Origin of the sequence: Arenimonas sp. (genome assembly GCF_047602345.1) — a bacterium.
Taxonomy (GTDB): Bacteria; Pseudomonadota; Gammaproteobacteria; order Xanthomonadales; family Xanthomonadaceae; genus Arenimonas.
Window position 1 is genome coordinate 138,981 of record NZ_JASGHN010000004.1, and the last position, 22,220, is coordinate 161,200.

Sequence of the window (22,220 nt, forward strand, 5' to 3'; positions counted from 1 at the left end):
GGTGGACCGGGGACGCGAGCGGACTCAGTGCGTGATGTCGCCGTGGGCCAGGTCGCCGTCGCGAATGACCGGCGGCGTGCTGAAGGTGTGGTGCGGAGCCGGCGACGGCACCGTCCATTCCAGGCCCTTGGCGCCTTCCCAGGCACGGTCGGCGGCCTTGGCACCGCCACGCGCGGCCTGCCAGACGATGTAGGCGAACAGCAGCTGGCTCAGGCCGAAACCGAAGCCACCGATCGACGACCACAGGTTGAAGTCGGCGAAGGCCGGGTTGTAGTCCGGCACGCGGCGCTGCATGCCGGCGAGGCCCAGGAAGTGCTGCGGGAAGAACAGCAGGTTCACGAAGAACGTGCTGAGCCAGAAGTGCCACTTGCCCAGCGTCTCGTTGTACATGTGGCCGGTCCACTTCGGCAGCCAGTAATACACGCCGGCCATGATGCCGAAGACGGCGCCGGTCACCAGCACGTAGTGGAAGTGCGCCACGACGAAGTAGGTGTCGTGGTACTGGTAGTCCGCCGGCACGATGGCCAGCATCAGGCCGGAGAAGCCGCCGATGGTGAACATGATGACGAAGCCGAGCGCGAACAGCATCGGCGTCTCGAAGCTGATCGAGCCGCGCCACAACGTGGTCGCCCAGTTGAACACCTTCACGCCGGTCGGGATGGCGATCAGCATCGTGGCGTACATGAAGTACAGCTCGCCGCCCAGCGGCATGCCCACGGTGAACATGTGGTGCGCCCAGACGATGAAGCTCAGGAAGGCGATCGATGCGGTCGCGTAGACCATCGCCTGGTAGCCGAACAGCGGCTTGCGCGCGAAGGTCGGGATGATCTCCGACACCACGCCGAAAGCCGGCAGGATCATGATGTAGACCTCGGGGTGACCGAAGAACCAGAAGATGTGCTGGAACATCACCGGGTCGCCGCCGCCCGCCGCATTGAAGAAGCTTGTCTCGAAGAACTTGTCGGTCAGCAGCATCGTCACCGCGCCGGCGAGCACCGGCATCACCGCGATCAGCAGGAAGGCGGTGATCAGCCAGGTCCACACGAACACCGGCATCTTCAGCAGGTCCACGCCCGGGGCGCGCATGTTGAGGATGGTCGCGATGATGTTGATCGCGCCCATGATCGAGCTGATGCCCATCAGGTGGATGGCGAAGATCGCGAAGGCGGTGTTGTTGCCGCCCTGCAGCGACAACGGCGGGTACAGGGTCCAGCCGCCGGCCGGTCCGCCGCCGCCGATGCCGAAGCCTTCCAGGATCAGCGGCATCAGCAGCAGGGTGAAGGCGAAGGGCATGATCCAGAAGGACCAGTTGTTCATGCGCGGCAACGCCATGTCCGGCGCGCCGATCATCAGCGGGATCATCCAGTTCGCCAGGCCGACGAAGGCCGGCATCACCGCACCGAAGATCATCACCAGCGCATGCGTGGTGGTCATCTGGTTGAAGAATTCGGGCGAGACCAGTTGCAGGCCGGGCTGGAAGAGCTCGGCGCGGATCACCATCGCCATCGCACCGCCGACGAAGAACATGATCAGCGCGAACACCAGGTACAGGGTACCGATGTCCTTGTGGTTGGTGGAGTTGAACCAGCGCTGGAAGAAGCTCTGCTGGTGACCGTGGTCGTGGTCGTCGTGGGCGGCGCTTTGGTTGGCCATGTCGCTTGCCTCTATCCGTACTTGATTCGTTTAATGCGGCGAGAACGGGCGTGTTGGCCCGATCAACCGGCCTGGCCGTCGTCGGCGGGGATCTGCTCGCCGTCGGCGGCGGGCGCCTCTTCGGCAGCCGGGGCGGCCGGCGCTTCGGCGGCCGGCGCGGGTTCGACCGGCTGCGGCTTCTGCGAAGCCAGCCAGGCCTGGTATTCGGCCTTCGGCACGACCTTGACGACGATCGGCATGAAGCCATGGTCCTTGCCGCAGAGTTCGGCGCAGACGCCGCGATAGACGCCGGGCGTCTTCACTTCGGTCCAGGCCTCGTTGATCACGCCGGGGATGGCGTCCTGCTTCCAGCCCAGGGCCGGCACCCACCAGGCGTGGATGACATCGTCGGCGGTCAGTACGAAACGGATGCGGGTGTCGGCCGGCAGCACCAGTGGCTTGTCGACGTCGCGCAGGTAATGCTGCTTGGCGGCGATCTGCGCCTGTGTCGTGTTCTTGTCCTGGCGCAGGGCGTCGGACTCGCGGTCGAGGCGGCTGATGAAGGCCACGTCCTCGCCGACGTACTCGTAACGCCACATCCACTGGTAGCCGGTGACCTTCACCGTCATTTCCGCCTGCTTGGCGGTGTGGTCGGCGTTGTACTGCGCCATCACCATCTTGGTCGCCGGAATGGCGGACAGCACCAGGATCGCGATGGGGATCGCCGTCCAGATCAGCTCCAGCTTGGTGCTATGGGTGAAATCCTTGTCCGGCACCGCGCCCTTCGAATGGCGGAACTTGAACATCGCATAGCCCATCGCGCCGAACACGACGATGCCGATCACGACGCAGATCCACAACATGATCATGTGCGCGTCGTAAGCGTGCTTCGAAGTTTCGGTGACGCCCTCCGGCATGTTCAGCTGCCAGCGCACGGGCTCGGACGTCGCCCATGCCGCCTGTGCGGCGAAGATGCTCAATGCGGCGGCCAGGCGCCAGATGCGAGGGGCTTTGGAAGCTGAATTCATCGGAACCTACCTCAAACAGTGATCTGTGATCGGCGGCGGCCCGATGGCCGTCGCCAGCAATGCCTTCAGACGTCGGGCCAGGTCGCGTCGCTCCTCGCCGGCGAGGAACGCGCCGACTTCGACTTCCTTTCCCCGCGAACCCAGATGAACCCGGGCCTCGCCGTCCCCCTGCGTCACCCGCAGCCGCGTCCAGTAGGGATGCGCCCGGAACGCCGGTTCCCGTTGGTCGGAACGGCGTACTTCCAGGCCGTCCTTGCCGCAGGCTATCAACTCGTACCGCCCACCCAGCCGCCAGCTCCAGTACAGCGCGCCGGCCACGATCGCGCAGTCCAGCAGCGCGAATGCGGGAGCGTAGGCATTGCCATGGCGGTAGCCGAGCAGGGCCGGGGCCCAGATCAACGCCGCCAGCAACGCGAACAAACCCGCGAACTGGCTTCCCGTCAGCGCGCAGCGAGGCCGCAGCAAGAGCCGCGACTCCGTACCGGCCAGGCCCGACGGAAGCTGCTCAATCACGCGTACTCCCACGCAAGGCGGGCAGAAAACGGCCGAATTTTACGCCCCCGCGGCGGATGGGGGCAAGCCGAGCCCCAGCCACGGAGGCCGGTCCTCACGGGTTCGCCGAGGCTGGCCCGATGTGCGCCGGCGCACTAAAATCGCGAACTCGCGCAGCGGGAGTCCAGCCGCTCGCCCCACAGCCCCGGGAACGCCGTGACGCCCATCCTCAGCCCCGAGCTGCCGCACGCGGTTTCGCCGCTGCGCCAGCGCATCACCGCCGCCTATCTTCGCGACGAGACCGAGCACCTCGACGAGCTGCTGGCGGTTGCGCGCCTGCCCGAGGCCGATCAGGCTGCGGCCCAATCGCTGGCCGTCGACCTCGTTCGCAGGACGCGGGTGCGCGCAGCCGACCCGGCCATGGTCGAAGCCTTCATGCGCGAATACGACCTGTCGTCGGAAGAAGGCGTGCTGCTGATGTGCGTGGCCGAAGCCTTGCTGCGCATTCCCGACCAGGCCACAGCCGACAAGCTGATCCGCGACAAGCTCGGCGATGCCGACTGGGACTCGCACGTCGGCCGTTCCAGTTCGGTGCTGGTCAATGCTTCGACCTGGGGGCTGATGCTGACCGGCCGCATGGTCACGCTCGCCGGCGACATCCAGCGCGATGTCTTCGGTTCGTTCAAGCGCCTGATCGGCCGCATGGGCGAACCGGCGATCCGCCTAGCCGTGCGCCAGGCGATGCGCATCATGGGCCACCAGTTCGTGATGGGACGGACGATCGAAGAGGCGCTGGAGCGTTCGCGCAAGGGCGAGAACGCCGATTACCGCTATTCCTTCGACATGCTGGGCGAGGCGGCCTTCACGGCGAAGGACGCCGCTCGTTATCTCGAGGCCTACCGCAAGGCCATCGCCGCGATCGGCGCCGGTGGCCCATATCCCGATGTCTTCGCCGCGCCCTCGATCTCGGTGAAGCTCTCGGCCCTGCATCCGCGTTACGAGCTGGCCAAGCGCGCCCGCGTGTATGCCGAGCTGACGCCGCGCGTACTCGAACTCGCTCAGCTGGCGAAGGCGCAGGGCATCGGTTTCACGATCGATGCCGAGGAATCCGAACGTCTCGAACTGTCGCTCGATGTCATCGGCGGGGCGTTTGCGGACAAGTCGCTCGATGGCTGGGAAGGCTACGGCCTGGCCGTGCAGGCCTACCAGAAGCGCGCGCCCTTCGTGCTGGATTATCTGATCGATCTTGCGCGCACGACCGGACGTCGCATGCCGGTTCGCCTGGTGAAAGGTGCGTACTGGGATTCGGAGATCAAGAAGGCGCAGATGGACGGCCTCGGCGGCTATCCGGTATTCACGCGCAAGCCCAATACGGACGTCAGCTATCTGGCTTGCGCGCGCAAGATGCTCGCCGCGACCGATGCGTTGTACCCGATGTTCGCCACGCACAACGCGCAGACGATCGCCGCGATCCACGCCATGGCGAAAGCCGTCGGCATGCCCGCTTACGAGTACCAGCGCCTGCACGGCATGGGCGATCACCTGTATGCCGAAGTGATCGGCAAGGACCAACTGGCCATTCCCTGCCGTGTTTACGCGCCGGTGGGGTCGCACGAAGACCTGTTGCCCTACCTGGTGCGCCGCCTGCTCGAGAACGGCGCCAACTCCAGCTTCGTCAACCGCATCACCGACGAGAACCTGCCGCCGGCCGAACTCGTCGCCGACCCGGTCGCCACCGTCTCGGGTTTCGATAGCAAACCGCATCCGCGCATTCCGCAGCCGGCCGACATCTTCGGCCCCGAAAGGAAAAATTCCATGGGCGTCAATCTGGCCAACGATCAAGAACTGCAGGCGCTTGCCGACCGCATCAATGCGGCGATCAAGCCCTGGCGCGCCGCGCCGCTGGTACCGGGTTCCAGCAACAGCGGCACCGTCAGCGCGGTGACCAATCCGGCCGACCGCCGCGAGAAGGTCGGCGAGTGGCAGGCGGGCGAAGCCGCGCAGGTCGAACGCGCATTGGTCAATGCGCAGGCCGCCTACGACGGCTGGGACCGCACGCCCGCTGCCGCCCGCGCCAAGATTCTCGAGCACGCCGCCGATCTGATGGAACAGCGCATGCCCGAACTCATGGCGCTGTGCGTGAAGGAAGCCGGCAAGTCGATGTCGGCCTCGGTCGCCGAAGTGCGCGAGGCGGTGGATTTCTGCCGCTACTACGCCCAGCAGGGCCGCAAACTTTTCGGGCACGTCGAAAAGCTGCCGGGTCCGACCGGCGAATCGAACGAACTGCAATTGCATGGCCGCGGCGTGTTCGTCTGCATCAGCCCGTGGAATTTCCCGTTGGCCATCTTCATGGGCCAGGTGACGGCGGCATTGATGGCAGGCAATACCGTCATCGCCAAGCCGGCCGAACAGACGACGCTGATCGCGCATGTCGCGGTGAAGCTGCTGCACGAAGCCGGCGTGCCGGAATCGGTGCTGCAGTTCCTGCCCGGCGACGGCGCCACCGTCGGCGCGGCGCTGACGCGCGATCCGCGCGTGGCCGGCGTCGTGTTCACCGGGTCCACCGAAACCGCCTGGGCCATCAACCGCAGCCTGGCCGCGCGCAATGCGCCGCTGGCGACGCTGATCGCCGAAACGGGTGGCCAGAATGCGCTGATCGCCGACTCTTCCGCGTTGCCCGAGCAGTTGGTCAAGGACGCGATGGTCGCGGCTTTCGACTCGGCCGGCCAGCGTTGTTCCGCCGCGCGCATCCTGTTCGTGCAGAGCGACATCGCCGACAAGGTCATCCACATGTTGTCCGGCGCGATGGACGAACTGGTCGTCGGCGATCCGGCCCTGTTGTCCACCGATGTCGGCCCGGTGATCGACGAAGACGCGCGCGGCATCCTGGTCGCGCATGCCGAGCGCATGGGCAAGGAAGCCAAGCTCATCAAGGAAGTTCCGCTTCCCGGCTCCTGCGCCCACGGCAGCTTCTTCGCGCCACGCGCCTATGAGCTGAAGTCCTTGTCGCAGCTGCAGCGCGAGATATTCGGGCCGGTGTTGCACGTCATCCGTTACGATGCCGCCGATCTCGACAAGGTGCTGGCCTCGATCAACGCGACCGGTTACGGCCTGACGCTCGGCATCCATTCGCGCATCGATGCGACCGTGCAGCACATCGCCAAGTCGGTGCATGTCGGCAACTGTTACGTGAACCGCAACCAGATCGGCGCCGTCGTCGGCGTGCAGCCCTTCGGCGGCGAAGGCCTCAGCGGCACCGGCCCGAAGGCCGGCGGCCCGCACTATCTGCTGAAGTTCGCCAGCGAACGCACGCTGACGATCAACACCACCGCGGCGGGCGGTAACGCTTCGCTGCTGACGCTGGCCGATTGATATTGTTGATGATCGGCCGGGGATACGCCTAGTTCGAGATCTTCGACTCGGTGTTGACCTTGCCGACTTTCCATTGCCCGTTCTCGCGGACGAGCTGGACCTCGCCGGTCATCGCGGCGCCATCCGCTTCTTTGCCGGCGATCTTCAGCGTGGCCTGGTCGCCATTGACGGTGCCGGAAACGATGCGCACCTCCTTGGGCTCCATCGCTTTCACCATCTCGAGCATCTGCGGGAACTCCGGCTTGCCCATGTCGGCGCGCATGCGCGTGGCGTTTTCCTTTTTCACGTGCGCCAGCATGCCGTTGACGTCGCCGGCCAGTGTCGCCTTGCGCAAGGCGAGGTAGGCCTTGCCCGGTTCGCCGCCGCCTGCGGGCAGGGGCTGGCCGGCCGGCTTGGCCGGCGCCGCTACTGCGCCCGGCTTGCCGGGTTTCGCCGCCGCAGCAGCGACAGCGCCCATCGGCAGGTCGAATTGCAGATCGCAGCTGTATTCGTCTTCCTTGAGCTGGAAACGGCCGCTCGCGCGCTTGCTGATCGGCGCGCTGAGTTTCAGGCTGCCGACCTCGTTGCTCGACATCGACTGGTTGGTGCCCGGCGGCAGGTAGAGATAGAACTGCTCCACCAGCTTGGCCGTTTCGTCGAGGCGCAGTCGCAATTCGGCACTGTCCTTGTCGAAGGCATGGCGGGTGATGGCATCCTCGATCTTGTCGACCGGCACCGCATTCATTTCCGTGTGATCGAGCGCGGCCGAAACCAGCCAGATCGTGGCGAACTTCGGGCCCTTCTCGTCGAAGGTGTCGGGGGCCATCGCGGCACGGCCGTCGACGAATCGCACGGGTTTGCCCTTGTAGTTGCACTGGCCGCTGACGGCGGCCCCGGCGCTGGTCACGGCGAACAACAGAGCGAGCGGAAGCAGGCGGGCAGTAGCGTTCATGGCGATGTCCCCTGGGCGAGTCGTTCGCCCGTATCTGCCTGAACGCGGCACGGTCCCGGTAGCGGTCAGGCGGATGCCTCCCTGCCAGGCCGAATCGTGCGCGGCAGGACGCCGGCGCTCTTTCGGAGTGGCCTGGAGCGGATGCTCAGGGCGCGATCAGGTCGGCCAATCGGAAACGGTGCGGATCGCGATACAGCAGGTTGTGCCAGGCCCGGCTGGGCTTGAACGGCTTCCAGCGATTTTCGGCCTGCGCCAGCCGGTCGGCGATGACCCACAGCACCGCCGGATTGGCGCCCATGCCCAGGTGGGTCGCGCTGACTTCGATGTTCTCGGCGATGCGGCTCTCGCGCGCCAGGCTCATGCGCCAGCTGACGATGCCATCGGTCTTGCTCATGATGGACGTCGTCGGCACGCTCGCTTCGCCGCTGACGAGTTCCATCAGACGAGGATCGTCGTGGCGGAACCCGCTGACGAGTTCGAATACGCGCCAGACGTTGGTGCCTTTCGGATGCCCAGTCAGCGGCGAGCCGAGCGTGATCACCTGGCGAATGCGTTCCGGCATGCGCAAGGCCAGCGCATTCGCCATCGCGCCGCCGAGCGACCAGCCGATCAGGCTCACTTTGCGGTCGTGCTTCTTCTGCAGCGCACGCACGCGATCGACCAGGCCTTTGATGACATGGTCGCGCGGGCCGAAGTTCGGTCCCTGATTCCAGGGATAGGCGGCGTAGCCGAGATGTTCGAGGAAATGCCGGAGCGGGCGCGTGCTGGTATCGCCGGCGGCTAGCCCGGGCAGCACCAGCACCGGATGTCCGTCGCCGCGCGGCGCTTGTTTCAACAAGGGCCAGGCGAGGGCGAACGAGGCCCATTCGAAGATCGCGCGTCCTTCCATCGCCATCAACAGGGCCGAAGGCGGCTTGAGGGTTTCGTGCGTGGCGGGGCGACGGCGACCGGCTGGCTTCATGCGGAAAGAGCTTCGGAAAGTTGGCGCGCGGACGCGGCGATGGCATTGGCCAGGCGCTCGGGGCGCTCGATCGCGTCCGAGCAGGTCGTCAGGCCGAACTCGAGCGAGCCGGCATAGCTTTGTACGGTGATGTTCAGCGCGAGCCCGTGCGTGACGATGGAGACCGGATAGTAGTGCCGCAGGCGCGCGCCGGCGAGATACAGGTCCATCGGCGGACCGGGTACGTTCGAGATCGCGATGTTCGCCAGTGGAGGCAGGCGTTCGGCGATGCGGCCGCGGCGCCACAATCGCGATAGCCCGGTCGCCCACAACGGCGCCGCCAGGCCGGGGAAATCCGTCGGGATCAGGTCCTTGACGCTCGCGACGCGCTGCTTGATCTGCGCGGTCGAAGCGTGGATCGCGCGCAGGCGTTGCAAGGGGTCGGCGACATCGGTGGCCAGCGAACACTGCACCATCGAAACCTGGTTGTTCACGTCCTGGTTACCGCTTTCGCGCAGCGATACCGGCATCGCTGCGACCAATGGCTTGCGCGGCAGTTGTCCCGAATTCGACAGCAGTTCGCGGACAGCGCCGGCGCAGACGGCGAGCACGATGTCGTTGAGGCTGACGCCGGCCGTGCGTGCCATGCGTTTGCAATCCTCCAGCGGGAGCGACATGGCGGCGAAGCCGCGGCCCGGACCGATCTGCCGGTTCCAGGGCGTGCGTGGAGCGAGCAATAGGTTTTCGCGCAGGCTGCCGGCCAGGCGCGCTGCCTGGCCGAGGCTGCCCGCGAGCTTGAATGTCGCCGGCACGGCACGCAGCAGTTTGGCGAATTGACCGAGACTGGCGCGGCCTGCCGTGCTGGCCAGGTCGCGTCGTCGCACGCGTTCGTTCGCCGTCTTCGAAGGCGGCTTGCTCGTCTTGCGACGGGCCGGCGAGGGTTCGATGTCCAGCAGGGCCTGCGCCAGCGCGATACCGCCCTGGCCATCGAGCAAGGCGTGATGCACCTTGGAATAGAGCGCGACTAGTCCGCCTTCGACATTGTCGATCACGACGAAACGCCATAGCGGCTCGTCGCGCGGCAAGGACTCTGCATGCAATCGGCCGACCAGGCGCATCAGGCATTGCCGTGTTCCGCGTCCCGGCAGGCGACGGCGTCGCAGATGACGACGCAAGTCCAGCGTTTCGGCTTCGCTCCAGAGCGGATGGCCGATGTCCAGGGGCGCTTCGTGTAGCACGCGACGAAGCGCGGGCGCGCGCGGCAAGCGCTGGGCGACATGCGCGAGCAGCGCATCGTGGAAATCGTAATTGCGGCGTTTCGGCGGCTCGATGAGCATCAGGCTGCCGACGTGCATCGGCGTTCCCGCCGCTTCCAGGTAAAGGAAACCGGCATCGAGGCCGCTCAAGGGGATCAGGCGCTTCGGCATGCCTGCCGAAGATACGCCGTTTCCGGGCAGTTACGTCGGCTAATGGCGGTTACGTGCGCGAGCGCACATCCGCGGAGCGCCGGATGCCGGACTGCGACCGGAAAAGCTCAGAGGTCCTGCTGGTAACGCACGTAGGGCACGCGGCCCTCGTCCTTCTTGTTGCCGGACGATGCGTCCGGAAGCGTGAAGGGGTTCTTGCCGCGGGTGACGATGTTGTCGGCGCCGACCGTGACTTTCGCGCGCCACGGCGTACGCCAGGTCATGCCCGCGCCGACCGAACTGTAGCGATCGCCCTGTCCGGGGACTTCGATCACCTGACCGCTGATTTCGCCGCCGAAATTGCCGCTGCCGGCCGAGAGGTTCAGGCTGCCCTTGTTCCACTCCGGCGGCAGGCCGCCCGGCAATTGACCCGCCGGAATCAGTCGCGCCCGCGCCACGGTGCCGCCGATGCTGACCCAACCTTGCGAACCGATCTTCACCTGGCCGACGAGGCTGGCATTGCGCTGGTCGATGCTGGCGGTCTCGCCACCCAGCAAGCTGTTCAACAGTCGCTGATCGATCGCCTGGTTGCCCAGCGATGCGCTGCTGTTGCCGAAGGTATCGCGACGCGTGCCCAGGCCGGCATCGAGCTGGGAGCCGCTGCGCCGCAACTGCAGCAGCGCCTGCGAACTCGTGCTGCTGCCCGGCGCGAAGGTCGACGGGCCATTGAAATCGGTCAGCATGCATTGGCCGGCGAGGGCGCCGACACTGGTCACCGAGCTGCCGCTGCACAACACGCCGACGCCGGGATTGGCTTCGAAGGACAGGCCGGCGCGCAACTGCAGGCCGTTGCCGAAATCGAGCCAGCGATTCGGCGTGGCAGCGGGCCTGATGACGCGTTGCGAAGGCAGCGCCGGCAGCGAGGAAGGTTCGATCAGGAGCAGGGCCGAGATCTGCCCGTTCTGATTGTTGACCACCGGCAACACGGTCGTGCCGGTGGCGGGATTGTGCGTCGTCTGGGCATGCGCAGCCATCGCCGTAACGGCGAACAGCAGACAGGCAGTGAGGCGGCGCATCATTCTCGTGATCTCGGCAATCCGGTGAGGGTGACGGATAGAACTCCGGTCGGGGCAAAAGTTCCCTTGGCTGGAGTCGCCTTTTACAGGAATTTAACCAAAAATCGGCCCGATTTCCAGTGGCTTACTGCAGGCGCTCGGAGCCCGGGGCGTTGGCCTCGGGGGCATGGAACAGGGCTTCGATCTGTTCCTGGCTGAACACATAGCCCTGGCCGCAGAAGTCGCAATGGACCTCGGCCATACCGGATTCGGCCGAGGCACGGGATTCCTCCGCCCCCAGGCTGCGCAGGACGTCCTCCACCCGGGCCCGGGAACAGGAGCAGGCAAAGCTCAGCGGCGCCTGCTGCAGGATCCGGACCTGCTCCTCGTGGAAGAGGCGCCAGAGCAGGGTTTCGCCGGACAGGGCCAACAGCTCGCCCGGCCCCAGGGTGTCGAACAGGGCGCCATTGCGCCGCCAACCGTCGGTATCTCCATGGCCTTCAGGGAGTTGCTGCAGCATCAGGCCGGCAGCGCGCTCGCCGTCCGCGGCCAGCAGGAGTCGGGTCGGCAGCTGTTCGGATTGGCCGAAATAGTTTTCGAAGGCCTGGGCCATCTGGTCGGCGGCCAGATCGACCAGACCCTGGTAGCGCTGCAACTCGCGCCCGCCCACCGGCTGGTTCTCGATCGTGATCGCCAGCAGCGACCCCTCGCCGAACGCGCGCGGCGTCAGGGGTTCGGGCAGCGGCTCCTCGTAGCGAGCGATGCCGCGCAGGGTGCCGGCGGACGTGCATTCGGCGAACAGCGTGCGAAGTGCGCCGGTACCACGCAACTGCACGCTCAGGCGACCTTCCACTTTCGCGTGGCCGGTGAATAGCGCCGCGGCCGCGCAGGTCTCGCCCAGCTTCTGCGCGACCGCGGTCGGGTAGGGGCTGCGCTCGAGGATATTGCGCCAAGTCTCGTCGAGATGGACAAGCACGCCACGCACGCCGGAGCGCTCGAGCATGAATCGGGTCAGCGTGTCGCGGTCGGCGACCGCAGGCTGGGAATCGGACATCGGCAAAACCTGTTGGATGGGTCAGAATCGGCGCAACGCGCCTTCGCATGGACCTTTATATGGTGATTCCCGCCCGTTTGCGCAAGCCGTTGGCGGCACTGGCCGCGATGCTGCCCTTGGTTGCCGTGGCCGGCGACTTCGAGGACCTGGTCGCGGCCGAACGTGCGTTCGCGGCCGATTCGGTCGCGCGCAATACGCGCGATGCCTTTCTCGCGGCGCTGGCGCCGGATGGGGTCGTGTTCGCGCCGGGCCCAGCGTCGGGCAAGCTCGTCTGGGAAGCGCGAACCGCTACGACGGCCAAACTCGAATGGGCGCCGGAATGGGCGGAGGTCTCGGCCGGCGGCGATTTCGGCTACACCAGCGGCCCCTGGCGCTACACGCCCGAAGGAAGCGACAAGCCCACCGTGTTCGGGCACTACCTGTCGGTCTGGCAGAAACAGGCGGACGGGCAATGGAAAGTGCTGGTCGATCACGGCATCAGCCATGCCGAGCAGCCGATGCCGGACAAGGTGGTACGGCGCGGTTCGATCAGCGCAGGCGCCGCGCCGCTCTGGCCGGTAGGCATGGCGGAATTGCGCAAGGCCGATCTGGTCGCGCCGGGCCTGGTGACCGACAGCATGATCGCCTCGGACTTCCTGCGCCTGCGCAACGGCCGTCTGCCGGATTCGCGTGGCGAAGGCGAAGCGATTCCCGCGCCTATCGCCGGTCGCGTCGAATCCGTGGCGGTGATCGCCAAGGCAGGCGATATGGCGGTGACCTGGGGCGGCGGAAAAGGCGAGCCGAGCTGGTTGCGCATCTGGCGTCGGCCGGTCGCCGGCGATCCGCCCGGGTTAGGATGGCGCCTCGCGGTGGACATGAGTCAGGCCGCTCCCACCACTGGCGATTGAATGTCCGCTTCCCGATCGCGCCGTCGGCGCCTGTTGCGATGGTTGTTCCTCTGGCTGCCGCTCGCCTTCGTGATTTTCACGTCCTTGCAGGTGTTGGTCCTGCGCTGGGTGCCGCCCCTCGGCAGCGCTTTCATGGCCGACCGGCAATTCGAAGCCTGGGTGGCCGGCGATTGGCGGTTCCGGCCGGCGTACAACTGGCGCGCGCAGTCCTCCATCGCGCGCTGCCTTCCCATTTCGCTGGTCGCGGCCGAGGACCAGAAGTTCCCACAGCACAACGGCTTCGATTTCGAAGCGATCGACAAGGCGATGGCGCACAACAAGCGCGGCGGCAAGGTGCGCGGCGCCAGCACGATCAGCCAGCAGCTGGCCAAGAACCTGTTCCTGTGGAGCGGGCGCAGCTATGTGCGCAAGGGACTCGAAGCCTGGTACACCGTGCTGATCGAATTGTTCTGGCCCAAGCAACGCATTCTCGAGGTATACGCGAACATCGTGGAGTTCGGCGATGGCGTGTACGGCGCCGAAGCGGCCTCGCGGCGTTTCTTCGGAAAGTCTTCCTCGGCCCTGTCGTCGGGCGAATGCGCGCGTCTCGCCGCCGTGCTTCCGAACCCGAAGAAATACAGCGCGCAGAAGCCCGGGCCCTATGTCCAGCGGCGCGCCCGCTGGATCGAGCGACAGGTCCGCCGGCTCGGCGGTCCGGCCTACCTGGCCGAAGCCACGCGTTGAGCAGGGCTCGATCGGCGGCGGATCGCCGGCTTGTCGCCCCGGTGTTCCCGGCTACCATCGCAGCATGAGTGATCCGATGCTGACTATCGTCGTCCCGGCTTTCAACGAGCAGGAGGCCTTGCCCGCATTGCATGCGCGCCTGGCGCCGGTGCTCGACGGCCTGGATCTCCGCGCGCGCGTGCTCTATGTCGACGACGGCAGCCGCGACGACACCTGGGCTGTATTGCAGGAGATCGCGCAACGCGATCCGCGCGTGTCGGCGTTGCGGCTGGCGCGCAACTTCGGCAAGGAGCTGGCATTGACGGCTGGGCTCGATCGCGTGGAAGAGGGCGCGGCGCTGGTGCTCGATGCGGACGGACAGGATCCGCCCGAGTTGATCCCGCAGTTCGTCGCTCGCTGGCGCGAAGGGCACGATGTCGTGTACGGCCGACGCGTCGCCCGCGAGGGCGACAGCTGGTTCAAGCGTGCGACCGCCGCGATGTTCTATCGCGTCATCAACGGCCTGTCGCAGACGCCGGTGCCGGCCGACGCCGGCGATTTCCGCCTGGTGTCGCCACGGGCGCTGGAAGCCTTGCGCGGCCTGCGCGAACGGCAGCGATTCATGAAAGGCCTGTTCGCCTGGGTCGGTTTCCGGCAGGTCGAAATCCCCTATCGCCGCGAGGCGCGCCTGGCGGGACGCAGCAAGTACAGTTACTGGAAACTGTGGAATTTCGCCCTCGAAGGCATCACCAGTTTTTCCACCATGCCGCTGCGCGTCGCCACCTATCTCGGCCTGTCGGCCTCGCTGACGGCCTTCGCTTACGGCGCCTGGATCGTCGCCAAGACCCTGCTCTGGGGCGAGAACGTCCAGGGTTGGCCGACGCTGATGGTGGTGATCCTCTTCCTCGGCGGCGTACAGCTGATGGCGTTGGGCGTGATCGGCGAGTATCTGGGCCGCCTGTACCTCGAAGCCAAGCAGCGACCGCTTTATCTGGTCAGCGAGTTCCGACCCGCGCCCTGAACCCTGTCGCTTCCTTGCTACGCGGGTCGCGCCGGCTTGCCCGCATGGGTTTATGATGGCCGCGAAAGCTCCAGCCAGGAGGGCGTATGCGCAAGGTCAGCCATATCCTCGACAGCAAGGGTCGCCGGGTCATCTCTGTGCCGCAGGAAGCGCCGGTGCTGGAAGTGATCCGCTTGATGGCCGAGCATCACATCGGCGCGGTGCTGGTGATGCGCGGGCCGGAACTGATCGGCATCGCCACCGAACGCGACTACGCCCGCAAGGTCATCCTGCAGGGGCGCTCGTCGGCCGAAACACCAGTAAGCACCATCATGTCCAGCCCGGTGGTCTGCGTTTCGCCCGAAGACAGCATCACCGCCTGCATGGAGCTGGTGACCGAACGCCGCATCCGCCATCTGCCGGTCAGGGAGGGCGATGCGGTCGTCGGCCTGATTTCGATCGGCGATCTGGTGCGCATGGTCATCGAAGAGCAGCAGCAGGAAATCCAGCAACTTCAGCAGTACATCGCCAGCTGAACCGGCCCCTGCGGTTGGCGCCGGGGGTCCCGGGCATGGGAAGATGGCGCGGTTTGCCGTCCCGCCGTCCCCGATGATCATCTCGCACCAGCATCGTTACATCTTCTTCGCGGTACCCAAGACAGGAACCCATTCGATCCGTCACGCCCTGCGTGCGGGAATGGGCGAGCAGGACCTGGAGCAGGTCGGCCTGTTCGTGAAGAAGCGCTTCCCTTTCCCCGAGTTCGCCAACATCCAGCACGGGCATATCAGCGCGCGCGAGATCCGGCCGGTGCTTGGCGAAGAGGTGTACGGCAGCTACCTGAAATTCGCTTTCGTGCGCAATCCTTTCGACCGATTCGTGTCCTACTGCGCCTTCATGGCGCGCGACACGAACTACATGGACGTGGCGCCGGTGCAGTTCATGAAGCACGTGATACGCGTGCTCAAGCCGGTCAACGAAATGCTCTACCGGCCGCAGCACAGCTTCCTGACCGACGCCGACGGTCGCCTGGCGATGGACTTCGTCGGGCGCAACGAGACGATGCAGGCTTCCTACGACGAGGTCTGCCGCCGCCTGGGCATGCCCTCGGCGGTGCTGGAAAAGGTGAACAGCTCCAAACACCGGCCCTGGCAGGAGTATTACGATAAGGAACTGGTCGGCTGGGTGGGCGAGCTGTACCAGAAGGATCTCGAGATGTTCGACTACCGGTTCGAATGATCATGTACGCCAATCCGCGCAAGACCACTTCCGTCAAATACCTCGGTCCGATCGAACTCGGCAGCCTGGTCGAGGACGTGCTGGCCATCCCGCAGGACGTGTGGGACCAGGAAAACACCGACAAGCCGAACCGGTTCGAGGCGCTCGACAAGACCCAGCACATCGTTTTCCGCTTCGTGAACAAGCTCAACGACTGGCGCGAGTCGCACGATCGGCCGATGTGGGCCGCATGGAAGGATCGTCTGTTGCCGGTGATCGAACAGGCGACGCGGCCGTATGGCTACGCCAACGGCGGCTTCCCGCGCATCATGCTGGCGCGCATGGCCCCGGGCGGCATCATCCACCCGCATACCGATGCCTCGCCGTCGGCGAAATGGCCGCACAAGATCCACGTGCCGCTGACCACCAACGACAAGGTGCGTTTCTACATCAAGCCGCAGACCTACCACTTCAAGGTCGGCGAAGCGGTCGAGGTCAACAACCTGGACGTGCACGCGGTCGCCAACGAAGGCGCCAGCCATCGCATCCACCTGATCTTCGAGTATTTCGACCGCGACCAGCCGAGCTGGCTCGACGCCCAACCCGCGGCCTGAGCCTGACTCGCCTCAGGCGACCTTGGTCAGCACCTGCATGCTGACGGCGACGAAATGGCAGATGCTGCCGCCCAGCACGAACAGATGCCAGATCGCGTGCGCGTAGCGGCGTTCGCTCATGTAGAAGACGGTGCCCAGCGTGTAGGACAGGCCGCCGGCCAATAGCCACAGCATCGTCGCCGTCGGCACCAGCTGCAGGAAGGGTTTGATCGCCGTGATCACCATCCAGCCCATGCCCAGGTAGATCAGGGTCGAAGCGCCCTTGAACCGGCCGGTGAAGAACAGTTTGAACACGATGCCGAGCGCCGCCAGCGACCAGATGGCCGCGAACAGCCACCAGCCGCCGTGGCCGCGCAGGCTGATGAGCGTGAACGGCGTGTAGGTGCCTGCGATTAGCAGGAAGATGCAACAGTGGTCGAGTACCTTCAGCCGGGATTTCGCGCCCAGGTGCGGCGTGAAGTGGTAGAGCGTGGAGGCCAGGTAGAGCAGGGCCAGCGAAGTGACGAATACGATGGCGCCGGCCAGTTGCCAGCCGTTTCCGCGCAGCGAGGCGAGCGTGATCAGCACGGCGCCCGCCATCAGGCTCAGCAGGAAGCCGATGCCGTGGCTCGCGCCGTTCCAGATCTCTTCGCGCCAGTCGTGGGTTTCTTCCATCACTCTCGATTTCTCCGCCAGCGCATCAGACTGCCTGCACCGGACCGAGCCGGCACTCTAAACGACCTTGCTTTCGAGCAGGTCCGATGGTTCGACTTCGAGGCGTTCGCGCGTGGCATCGGTGCGAGCCCAGAACGGCCGACGGAGGCGACCGCTGCGATGCGCGCGCCACCCGAACCAGGCGGGCGAGCGATGTGCACAGGACTACCGTCAGGACCGAAGCTTCGGCACCGAATTCGCCGCCGCTGAGCCAGGTCGGGCCCGACAGGGTGGCATCGAGCCAGCCCCGTTGTTCGATACCGGAGACCGGGATGCCGAGCAGCGGGCCCTGGGTGAAGTTCCAGGCGGCGTGCAGGCCGATGCAAAACCACAGCGATCGCGTCCACGCGTAGGCGAAGCCGAGCAGCAGGCCGGCTTCGACGGCGATCGCGATCGAACTCCAGGTCGTCGCATTCGGATTGGCCAGGTGCATGCCGCCGAAGATGGCCGCGGAAAGAACCAGCGCTGCCCAACTGCCAAGTCCGTCCTCGACGACGCGGAACAGTACGCCGCGCACGATGATTTCTTCGGTGATGCCGGGCAACAGTCCGAGCACGACCAGAGGCGCGAGCAGTTCGACGCTCTCGTTCATGCCATGCACGCGATAGGCGCCGAACGCGGCCAGCAGTGCTGCGGCTGCCAGCATGAGGCCCATGCCCACCAGCCAGCCGATGCCAGCCAGCGGCAGTTTTCTCGGCGACAGCTCCGAAACTTTCCTGCCTTCGATGACGCGGACCATCAACCAGTACGCGAGAGCGATGGGAACGAGCGAGCGGAGCGAGTAGCGCCACAGCTCCGCGCCGTCCATGCGCACGAGTTCGCTCATCGTCATCTTCGGAGGCGGCAATAGCCGATACATCAATGCGTAGAGGCCAAAGGCAAGCAGCGAAAACAACAGGATTCGGCTGATCGGGTTGCGCAGGATGCGCAACCACACGGGTGTGGCGGCCGTGGCGTCGATCATGGTTTTTTCCTGTGGACGTTGGCGCTGTCGTTCATGTCGGCTTCGTCGGCATGGAAGCTGTGCAGCAGGCGATGCACGATGGGCGCGAAGGTGATGCCGGCGATGGCCAGCACGGCCAGGCCGGAGTAAAGCGCGTAGATGCCGGCGAAAATCTTTCCGGCCTCGCTACGCGGCGACCATAACGGCCCCATGCCGGACAGGATCATCGATGCATTCAGGAAACTGTCGATCCATCCAAGGCCTTCCAGGGCGTGGTAACCGAGCATGCCGACGGCCAGCGAGATCAACACCAGCAGCAGCCCGATCAGGGCGCTGAGCAGCATGCGGCGGACGAAGGCCGGCCAGCTCAGCAAGGCGTGATGCTTCTTCTCGAAACGCGGCAGCATCGGCTCAGAACTTCCCGCCGTCGACGTCTTTCAGGAAGCCGATCAACCCGGCCATGTAGGTCTCCTGGTCGTCGTACAACGCGAGGTGGCTGCCTTCCGGGCAATACAGATAGCGCCCGTGCGGGAACTGTTTCGACATCCATTCCATGTGCGCCGGATCCATCGTGTCGTAGCGTGCGCCGATGACCAGGGTGGGTACGCGGATGTCCTTGAGTTGTGCGCTGCGGTTCCAGTTCACCAGCTTGCCGCTGGCGCCCATTTCGCTCGGGCCCTGCATCGGAACGTAGATGTCCTTGTTCAGGTGCGAGAAGCCGCGCATCACCGGTTCGGGCCATTGCTCGGGCGGCATGCGCAGGAAATGCTTGGTGTAGAAGTTCGGGATCAGCAGTTCTTCGTAGCGCGGATTGGCGTAGTCGCCCTTGGCCTCGATCGCCAGCACTTCCTTCAGGACCGCTGGATCCATCTGCGGCATCAGCACTGTCTTCGCGTACTCGTTGTAGGCGGGGATGCTCGACATCATGTTCGAAACGATCAGGCCCTTGAGATGGTCCTGGTGCTTGAGCGCGTATTCGATGCCCAGCAGGCCGCCCCAGGACTGGCCGTAGAGGTAGAAGTTTTGCTTGTCGAGCTTCAGCGCCTGGCGCACCTGCTCGACCTCGTCGACGAAGCGGTCGATCTCCCAAAGCGAGGGCTCTTTCGGCTGGTCGCTGTAGGTGGAGCCCAGCTGGTCGTAGTAGTAGTACTCGATGCCCTCGCCGGGGAAATAGCTGTCGAAGGCTTCGAAAATCTCGTGCGTCGCCGCCGGGCCGCCGTGCAGCAGCAGGACCTTGATGCGCGGGTTGTTGCCGATGCGCTTGGTCCAGACGCGGAACTTGCCCTTCGGCGTGTCGATCGGAATCATCCGTACGCCGCCGGACAGCACGTCGTCGCGGCCGCTGCTGTCGAAGTAGGCGTTCGGCGTCGTTGTCGGCATCGCCGGCGGCTTCGCGGCCTGCGATTCGTCCGGTCCCGGCAGGCTGAAAGTGCAGCCCGCCAGGAGAGCCGCACTCGAGGCGGCGATCAGGACGAATCTGCACAGCCCTGTGGTCCAGCGGCCAACGTAAGCGCCGCCCGCGAGTTCGATATCGGGTTTCATGCCGGTCTCCAGGAAGTCGGGTGTCCGCGTGCTGTACGAAGCCCGGAACCCGATCGGATGCTCGATGCCTTTCCTAGCATCGATGGAGCATGGCAGAGGGTCGGGAAGCCGGCAACCGACCCTTGGCGGTCAGTCCAGGGATTGCGCGTGCGCGTGTTCGCGCGTGGCCGCGAAGACCAGATCGGGCCAGCGCTCTTCGGTCAACTGCAGGTTCACGCGCGTCGGCGCCAAGTAGACCAGCTCGCCGGCGGCATCGATCGCCAGGTTGATCGCGGCTTTCTCGCGGAACTCCTCCAGCTTTTTCGCATTGTCGCCGCGCACCCAGCGCGCGGTGGCGACGGTCACCGGTTCGAAAATGGCGTCGACGCCGTATTCGTCCTTCAGGCGATAAGCCACCACGTCGAACTGCAGCATGCCGACGGCACCGAGAATCAGGTCGTTCGACATCAGCGGCCGGAAGAACTGCGTCGCGCCTTCCTCGCTGAGCTGGGCCAGGCCCTTCTGCAACTGCTTGAGCTTGAGCGGATCGCGCAGGCGCGCGCGGCGGAAGAGCTCGGGGGCGAAGTTCGGGATGCCGGTGAAACTGATCGATTCGCCGGCGCTGAAACTGTCGCCGATGGAGATCGTGCCGTGGTTGTGCAGGCCGATGACGTCGCCCGGATAGGCGGTTTCGACGATCTCGCGGTCGCTGGCCATGAAGGTCAGCGCGTTGGCGAGCTTCTGCTCCTTGCCGCTGCGCACGTGGAAGGCCTTCATGCCGGCCTCGTACTTGCCCGAGCACACGCGCAGGAAGGCGACGCGGTCGCGATGTTGCGGGTCCATGTTCGCCTGGATCTTGAACACGAAGCCGGAGAAGCTCTCCTCTTCAGGCGCGACTTCGCGCCCGGTGGTCGCGCGCGGCTTCGGCGGCGGGGCGTGTTCGACGAAGAAATCGAGCAGCAGCTGCACGCCGAAGTTGTTGACCGCCGAGCCGAAGAAGACGGGCGTCTGCTGGCCAGCCAGATACTTGGCGATGTCGAAGGGATGCGACGCGCCCTCGACCAGTTCGAGTTCCTCGCGCACCTCGGCCAGCATCTCGGCGCCGATGCGCTCTTCCACGCCGGGCGCATCGAGCGAGGGGAAGATCGTCGAGTCCTGTCGGGTGAAATTGCGGCCCGGCTCGAACAGATGCACTTCGCCGGTCAGCAGATGCACGACGCCCTTCAGGCGCTTGCCCATGCCGATCGGCCAGGTCACGGGCGCGCACTGGATGCCGAGCACCGATTCGACTTCGTCCAGCAGCTCGATCGGGTTCTTGCCTTCGCGGTCGAGCTTGTTGATGAAGCTCATGATCGGCGTATCGCGCAGGCGGCAGACTTCCATCAGCTTGATCGTGCGCTCCTCGACGCCCTTGGCGACGTCGATGACCATCAGGGCCGAGTCCACGGCCGTCAGCACGCGATAGGTGTCCTCGCCGAAGTCGGCGTGGCCCGGCGTGTCGAGCAGGTTGACGATGCGGCCCTCGTACGGGAACTGCATCACCGACGATGTGACCGAGATGCCGCGCTCCTTTTCCAGCGCCATCCAGTCCGAGGTGGCGTGGCGCGCGGCCTTGCGGCCCTTGACCGAGCCGGCCATCTGGATCGCGCCTCCGAACAGCAGCAGTTTCTCCGTCAGCGTGGTCTTGCCGGCGTCGGGGTGGGAAACGATAGCGAAGGTGCGGCGGCGATGGGTTTCGCGCAGGTGCTCGGACATGGGACGGCGGCGCGGAACGCGCGAGGGGACTCTGGGAAGGCGCGATTGTAGCAGGCGAAACTGTTGCGACCGCCGTATCGCCGCCCTTCAACGCCCCGGCAGCGGCAGGTAACCCTGGGGGCCGACCATGCGGAACGGGATCGACGCCAACGTCATGCCGCCGTTGACCTGCACGCTGAAGTGCAGGTGCGGCCCGGAGGAATAGCCGGTGTTGCCGCTGTAGGCGATCAACTGGCCGAGCTCGACCCGTTCGCCCACGCGCACGAGTACGCCGTTCTCCTGCAGGTGCGCGTACAGGCCCATGCTGCCGTCGTCGTGCAGGATGCGGATGAAGTTGGCGCGGTCGACATACTTCTCGCGGTTCGTACCGCCGCGATCGAATCCGTTCTCGGCCTGCATGACGATGCCGCCGCGGGCGGCGAGAACCGGCGTGCCGACCGGAACGATCAGATCGACGGCGTAACGGTTCTGCACGTCGTTGTGCGAGAAGCCGCCATGGAAATCCTGGCCCAGTTGCCAGTCGCTGTTTTCGTCCACCGGCAAGGCGTACGACACTTCATCGACGCGCGCCTTCGGGTCGCCCGGGACGATGATCATGTTCACGCCGTAGTACGCGCCGGGGCCGGTGCCGTCGACGCGGCTGACCAGCACGCGGGTACGCGCGGCGATCAGTTGCCGCAGCGGCAGCTCGGGCAGGAAGCGTACGTCCACGGCGTCGAAGGCGCGCAATTCGACCTGCACCGGGCCGGCGAGCCGGTTGCTGACGTAGATGTCGGTCGCATCGCCGTTCGGCACGAGTTCGAGTTCGGCCAATGAATCGGCCTCGGTGGGCGCGATCGTGGAGCGGATCGAACCGGCGCCCACGCGGGCGTCGACCCGGGCCGCATGATCTCGCGGTGCGGCGGGCGGGTTGAGATACAGGGCGCCGGCGATGCCGACAGCCGCCAGGGTCAGGAGAGCCGGGGGGAGCCTCATGGCGC

21 protein-coding genes are annotated in these 22,220 nt (G+C 65.7%); 7 read left to right on the top strand and 14 right to left on the bottom strand.

Translation table 11 applies throughout. The annotated features are described in order from the left end of the window. Positions 1-24: 24 nt before the first annotated feature. The 3 genes from ctaD to QM707_RS02670 form a co-directional block, all read right to left on the bottom strand. Complete coding sequence (gene ctaD / locus QM707_RS02660; protein WP_415000325.1) at positions 25-1,653, bottom strand: cytochrome c oxidase subunit I; 1,629 nt, start codon at positions 1,651-1,653, stop codon at positions 25-27. A gap of 62 nt (positions 1,654-1,715) precedes the next feature. Next, positions 1,716-2,660 carry a cytochrome c oxidase subunit II gene (coxB, locus tag QM707_RS02665; protein ID WP_415000326.1) on the bottom strand — a complete coding sequence of 315 codons (945 nt, stop codon included), beginning with the start codon at positions 2,658-2,660 and terminating at the stop codon, positions 1,716-1,718. A gap of 6 nt (positions 2,661-2,666) precedes the next feature. Beyond that, the gene (locus tag QM707_RS02670; RefSeq protein WP_415000327.1) at positions 2,667-3,173 is read right to left on the bottom strand and encodes a DUF2244 domain-containing protein; all 507 of its coding nucleotides are present in this window, start codon (positions 3,171-3,173) and stop codon (positions 2,667-2,669) included. Between the two features lie 195 nt (positions 3,174-3,368). On the opposite strand from QM707_RS02670, the gene putA reads away from it, so the two are divergent. Next, the gene (gene putA / locus QM707_RS02675) at positions 3,369-6,524 is read left to right on the top strand and encodes a bifunctional proline dehydrogenase/L-glutamate gamma-semialdehyde dehydrogenase PutA (RefSeq protein WP_415000328.1); all 3,156 of its coding nucleotides are present in this window, start codon (positions 3,369-3,371) and stop codon (positions 6,522-6,524) included. Positions 6,525-6,552: 28 nt separating this feature from the next. Here putA and QM707_RS02680 read toward each other — a convergent pair whose 3' ends face one another. The 5 genes from QM707_RS02680 to QM707_RS02700 all read right to left on the bottom strand — a co-directional run bounded on the left by QM707_RS02680 (position 6,553) and on the right by QM707_RS02700 (position 11,910). After that, positions 6,553-7,455, bottom strand: a complete 903-nt coding sequence (locus QM707_RS02680; protein WP_415000329.1) for a hypothetical protein — start codon at positions 7,453-7,455, stop codon at positions 6,553-6,555. 145 nt (positions 7,456-7,600) lie between these two features. After that, positions 7,601-8,416 (bottom strand): esterase/lipase family protein, encoded by an 816-nt coding sequence (locus QM707_RS02685; RefSeq protein WP_415000330.1) that lies wholly within the window; start codon positions 8,414-8,416, stop codon positions 7,601-7,603. Next, complete coding sequence (locus QM707_RS02690) at positions 8,413-9,822, bottom strand: wax ester/triacylglycerol synthase family O-acyltransferase (protein ID WP_415000331.1); 1,410 nt, start codon at positions 9,820-9,822, stop codon at positions 8,413-8,415. The genes QM707_RS02685 and QM707_RS02690 overlap by 4 nt, the downstream gene beginning before the upstream one ends. 107 nt (positions 9,823-9,929) lie before the next feature. Beyond that, the gene (locus tag QM707_RS02695; RefSeq protein ID WP_415000332.1) at positions 9,930-10,877 is read right to left on the bottom strand and encodes a hypothetical protein; all 948 of its coding nucleotides are present in this window, start codon (positions 10,875-10,877) and stop codon (positions 9,930-9,932) included. Between the two features lie 124 nt (positions 10,878-11,001). Then, complete coding sequence (locus QM707_RS02700) at positions 11,002-11,910, bottom strand: Hsp33 family molecular chaperone HslO (protein ID WP_415000333.1); 909 nt, start codon at positions 11,908-11,910, stop codon at positions 11,002-11,004. Positions 11,911-11,957: 47 nt separating this feature from the next. On the opposite strand from QM707_RS02700, the gene QM707_RS02705 reads away from it, so the two are divergent. The 6 genes from QM707_RS02705 (at position 11,958) to QM707_RS02730 (ending at position 16,328) form a co-directional block, all read left to right on the top strand. Next, on the top strand, positions 11,958-12,797 hold the full coding sequence (locus QM707_RS02705) for a YybH family protein (protein ID WP_415000334.1): 840 nt from the start codon (positions 11,958-11,960) through the stop codon (positions 12,795-12,797). After that, a complete protein-coding gene (mtgA, locus tag QM707_RS02710) occupies positions 12,798-13,520 on the top strand; it encodes a monofunctional biosynthetic peptidoglycan transglycosylase (protein WP_415000335.1) in 723 nt (240 codons plus the stop codon). A gap of 64 nt (positions 13,521-13,584) precedes the next feature. Continuing rightward, on the top strand, positions 13,585-14,520 hold the full coding sequence (locus QM707_RS02715; protein WP_415000336.1) for a glycosyltransferase family 2 protein: 936 nt from the start codon (positions 13,585-13,587) through the stop codon (positions 14,518-14,520). Positions 14,521-14,606: 86 nt separating this feature from the next. After that, on the top strand, positions 14,607-15,035 hold the full coding sequence (locus QM707_RS02720) for a CBS domain-containing protein (RefSeq protein ID WP_415000337.1): 429 nt from the start codon (positions 14,607-14,609) through the stop codon (positions 15,033-15,035). Between the two features lie 73 nt (positions 15,036-15,108). After that, positions 15,109-15,735, top strand: coding sequence for a sulfotransferase family 2 domain-containing protein (locus tag QM707_RS02725; RefSeq protein WP_415000338.1), 627 nt, complete (start codon positions 15,109-15,111; stop codon positions 15,733-15,735). A 2-nt stretch (positions 15,736-15,737) separates the two neighbouring features. Beyond that, positions 15,738-16,328 (top strand): aspartyl/asparaginyl beta-hydroxylase domain-containing protein, encoded by a 591-nt coding sequence (locus QM707_RS02730; RefSeq protein ID WP_415000339.1) that lies wholly within the window; start codon positions 15,738-15,740, stop codon positions 16,326-16,328. A 12-nt stretch (positions 16,329-16,340) separates the two neighbouring features. Here the strand turns inward: QM707_RS02730 and trhA are convergent, their stop codons facing one another. The 6 genes from trhA to QM707_RS02760 form a co-directional block, all read right to left on the bottom strand. Next, positions 16,341-16,982 (bottom strand): PAQR family membrane homeostasis protein TrhA, encoded by a 642-nt coding sequence (gene trhA / locus QM707_RS02735; protein ID WP_415000340.1) that lies wholly within the window; start codon positions 16,980-16,982, stop codon positions 16,341-16,343. 25 nt (positions 16,983-17,007) lie between these two features. Then, the gene (locus QM707_RS02740; RefSeq protein ID WP_415000341.1) at positions 17,008-17,985 is read right to left on the bottom strand and encodes a lysostaphin resistance A-like protein; all 978 of its coding nucleotides are present in this window, start codon (positions 17,983-17,985) and stop codon (positions 17,008-17,010) included. Further along, positions 17,982-18,371, bottom strand: coding sequence for a hypothetical protein (locus QM707_RS02745; RefSeq protein WP_415000342.1), 390 nt, complete (start codon positions 18,369-18,371; stop codon positions 17,982-17,984). The genes QM707_RS02740 and QM707_RS02745 overlap by 4 nt, the downstream gene beginning before the upstream one ends. Positions 18,372-18,375: 4 nt before the next feature. Continuing rightward, a complete protein-coding gene (locus tag QM707_RS02750; RefSeq protein WP_415000343.1) occupies positions 18,376-19,506 on the bottom strand; it encodes a proline iminopeptidase-family hydrolase in 1,131 nt (376 codons plus the stop codon). A 129-nt stretch (positions 19,507-19,635) separates the two neighbouring features. After that, positions 19,636-21,240, bottom strand: a complete 1,605-nt coding sequence (locus QM707_RS02755; protein ID WP_415000344.1) for a peptide chain release factor 3 — start codon at positions 21,238-21,240, stop codon at positions 19,636-19,638. 87 nt (positions 21,241-21,327) lie between these two features. Continuing rightward, positions 21,328-22,215, bottom strand: a complete 888-nt coding sequence (locus tag QM707_RS02760) for a M23 family metallopeptidase (RefSeq protein ID WP_415000345.1) — start codon at positions 22,213-22,215, stop codon at positions 21,328-21,330. Positions 22,216-22,220: the final 5 nt, after the last annotated feature.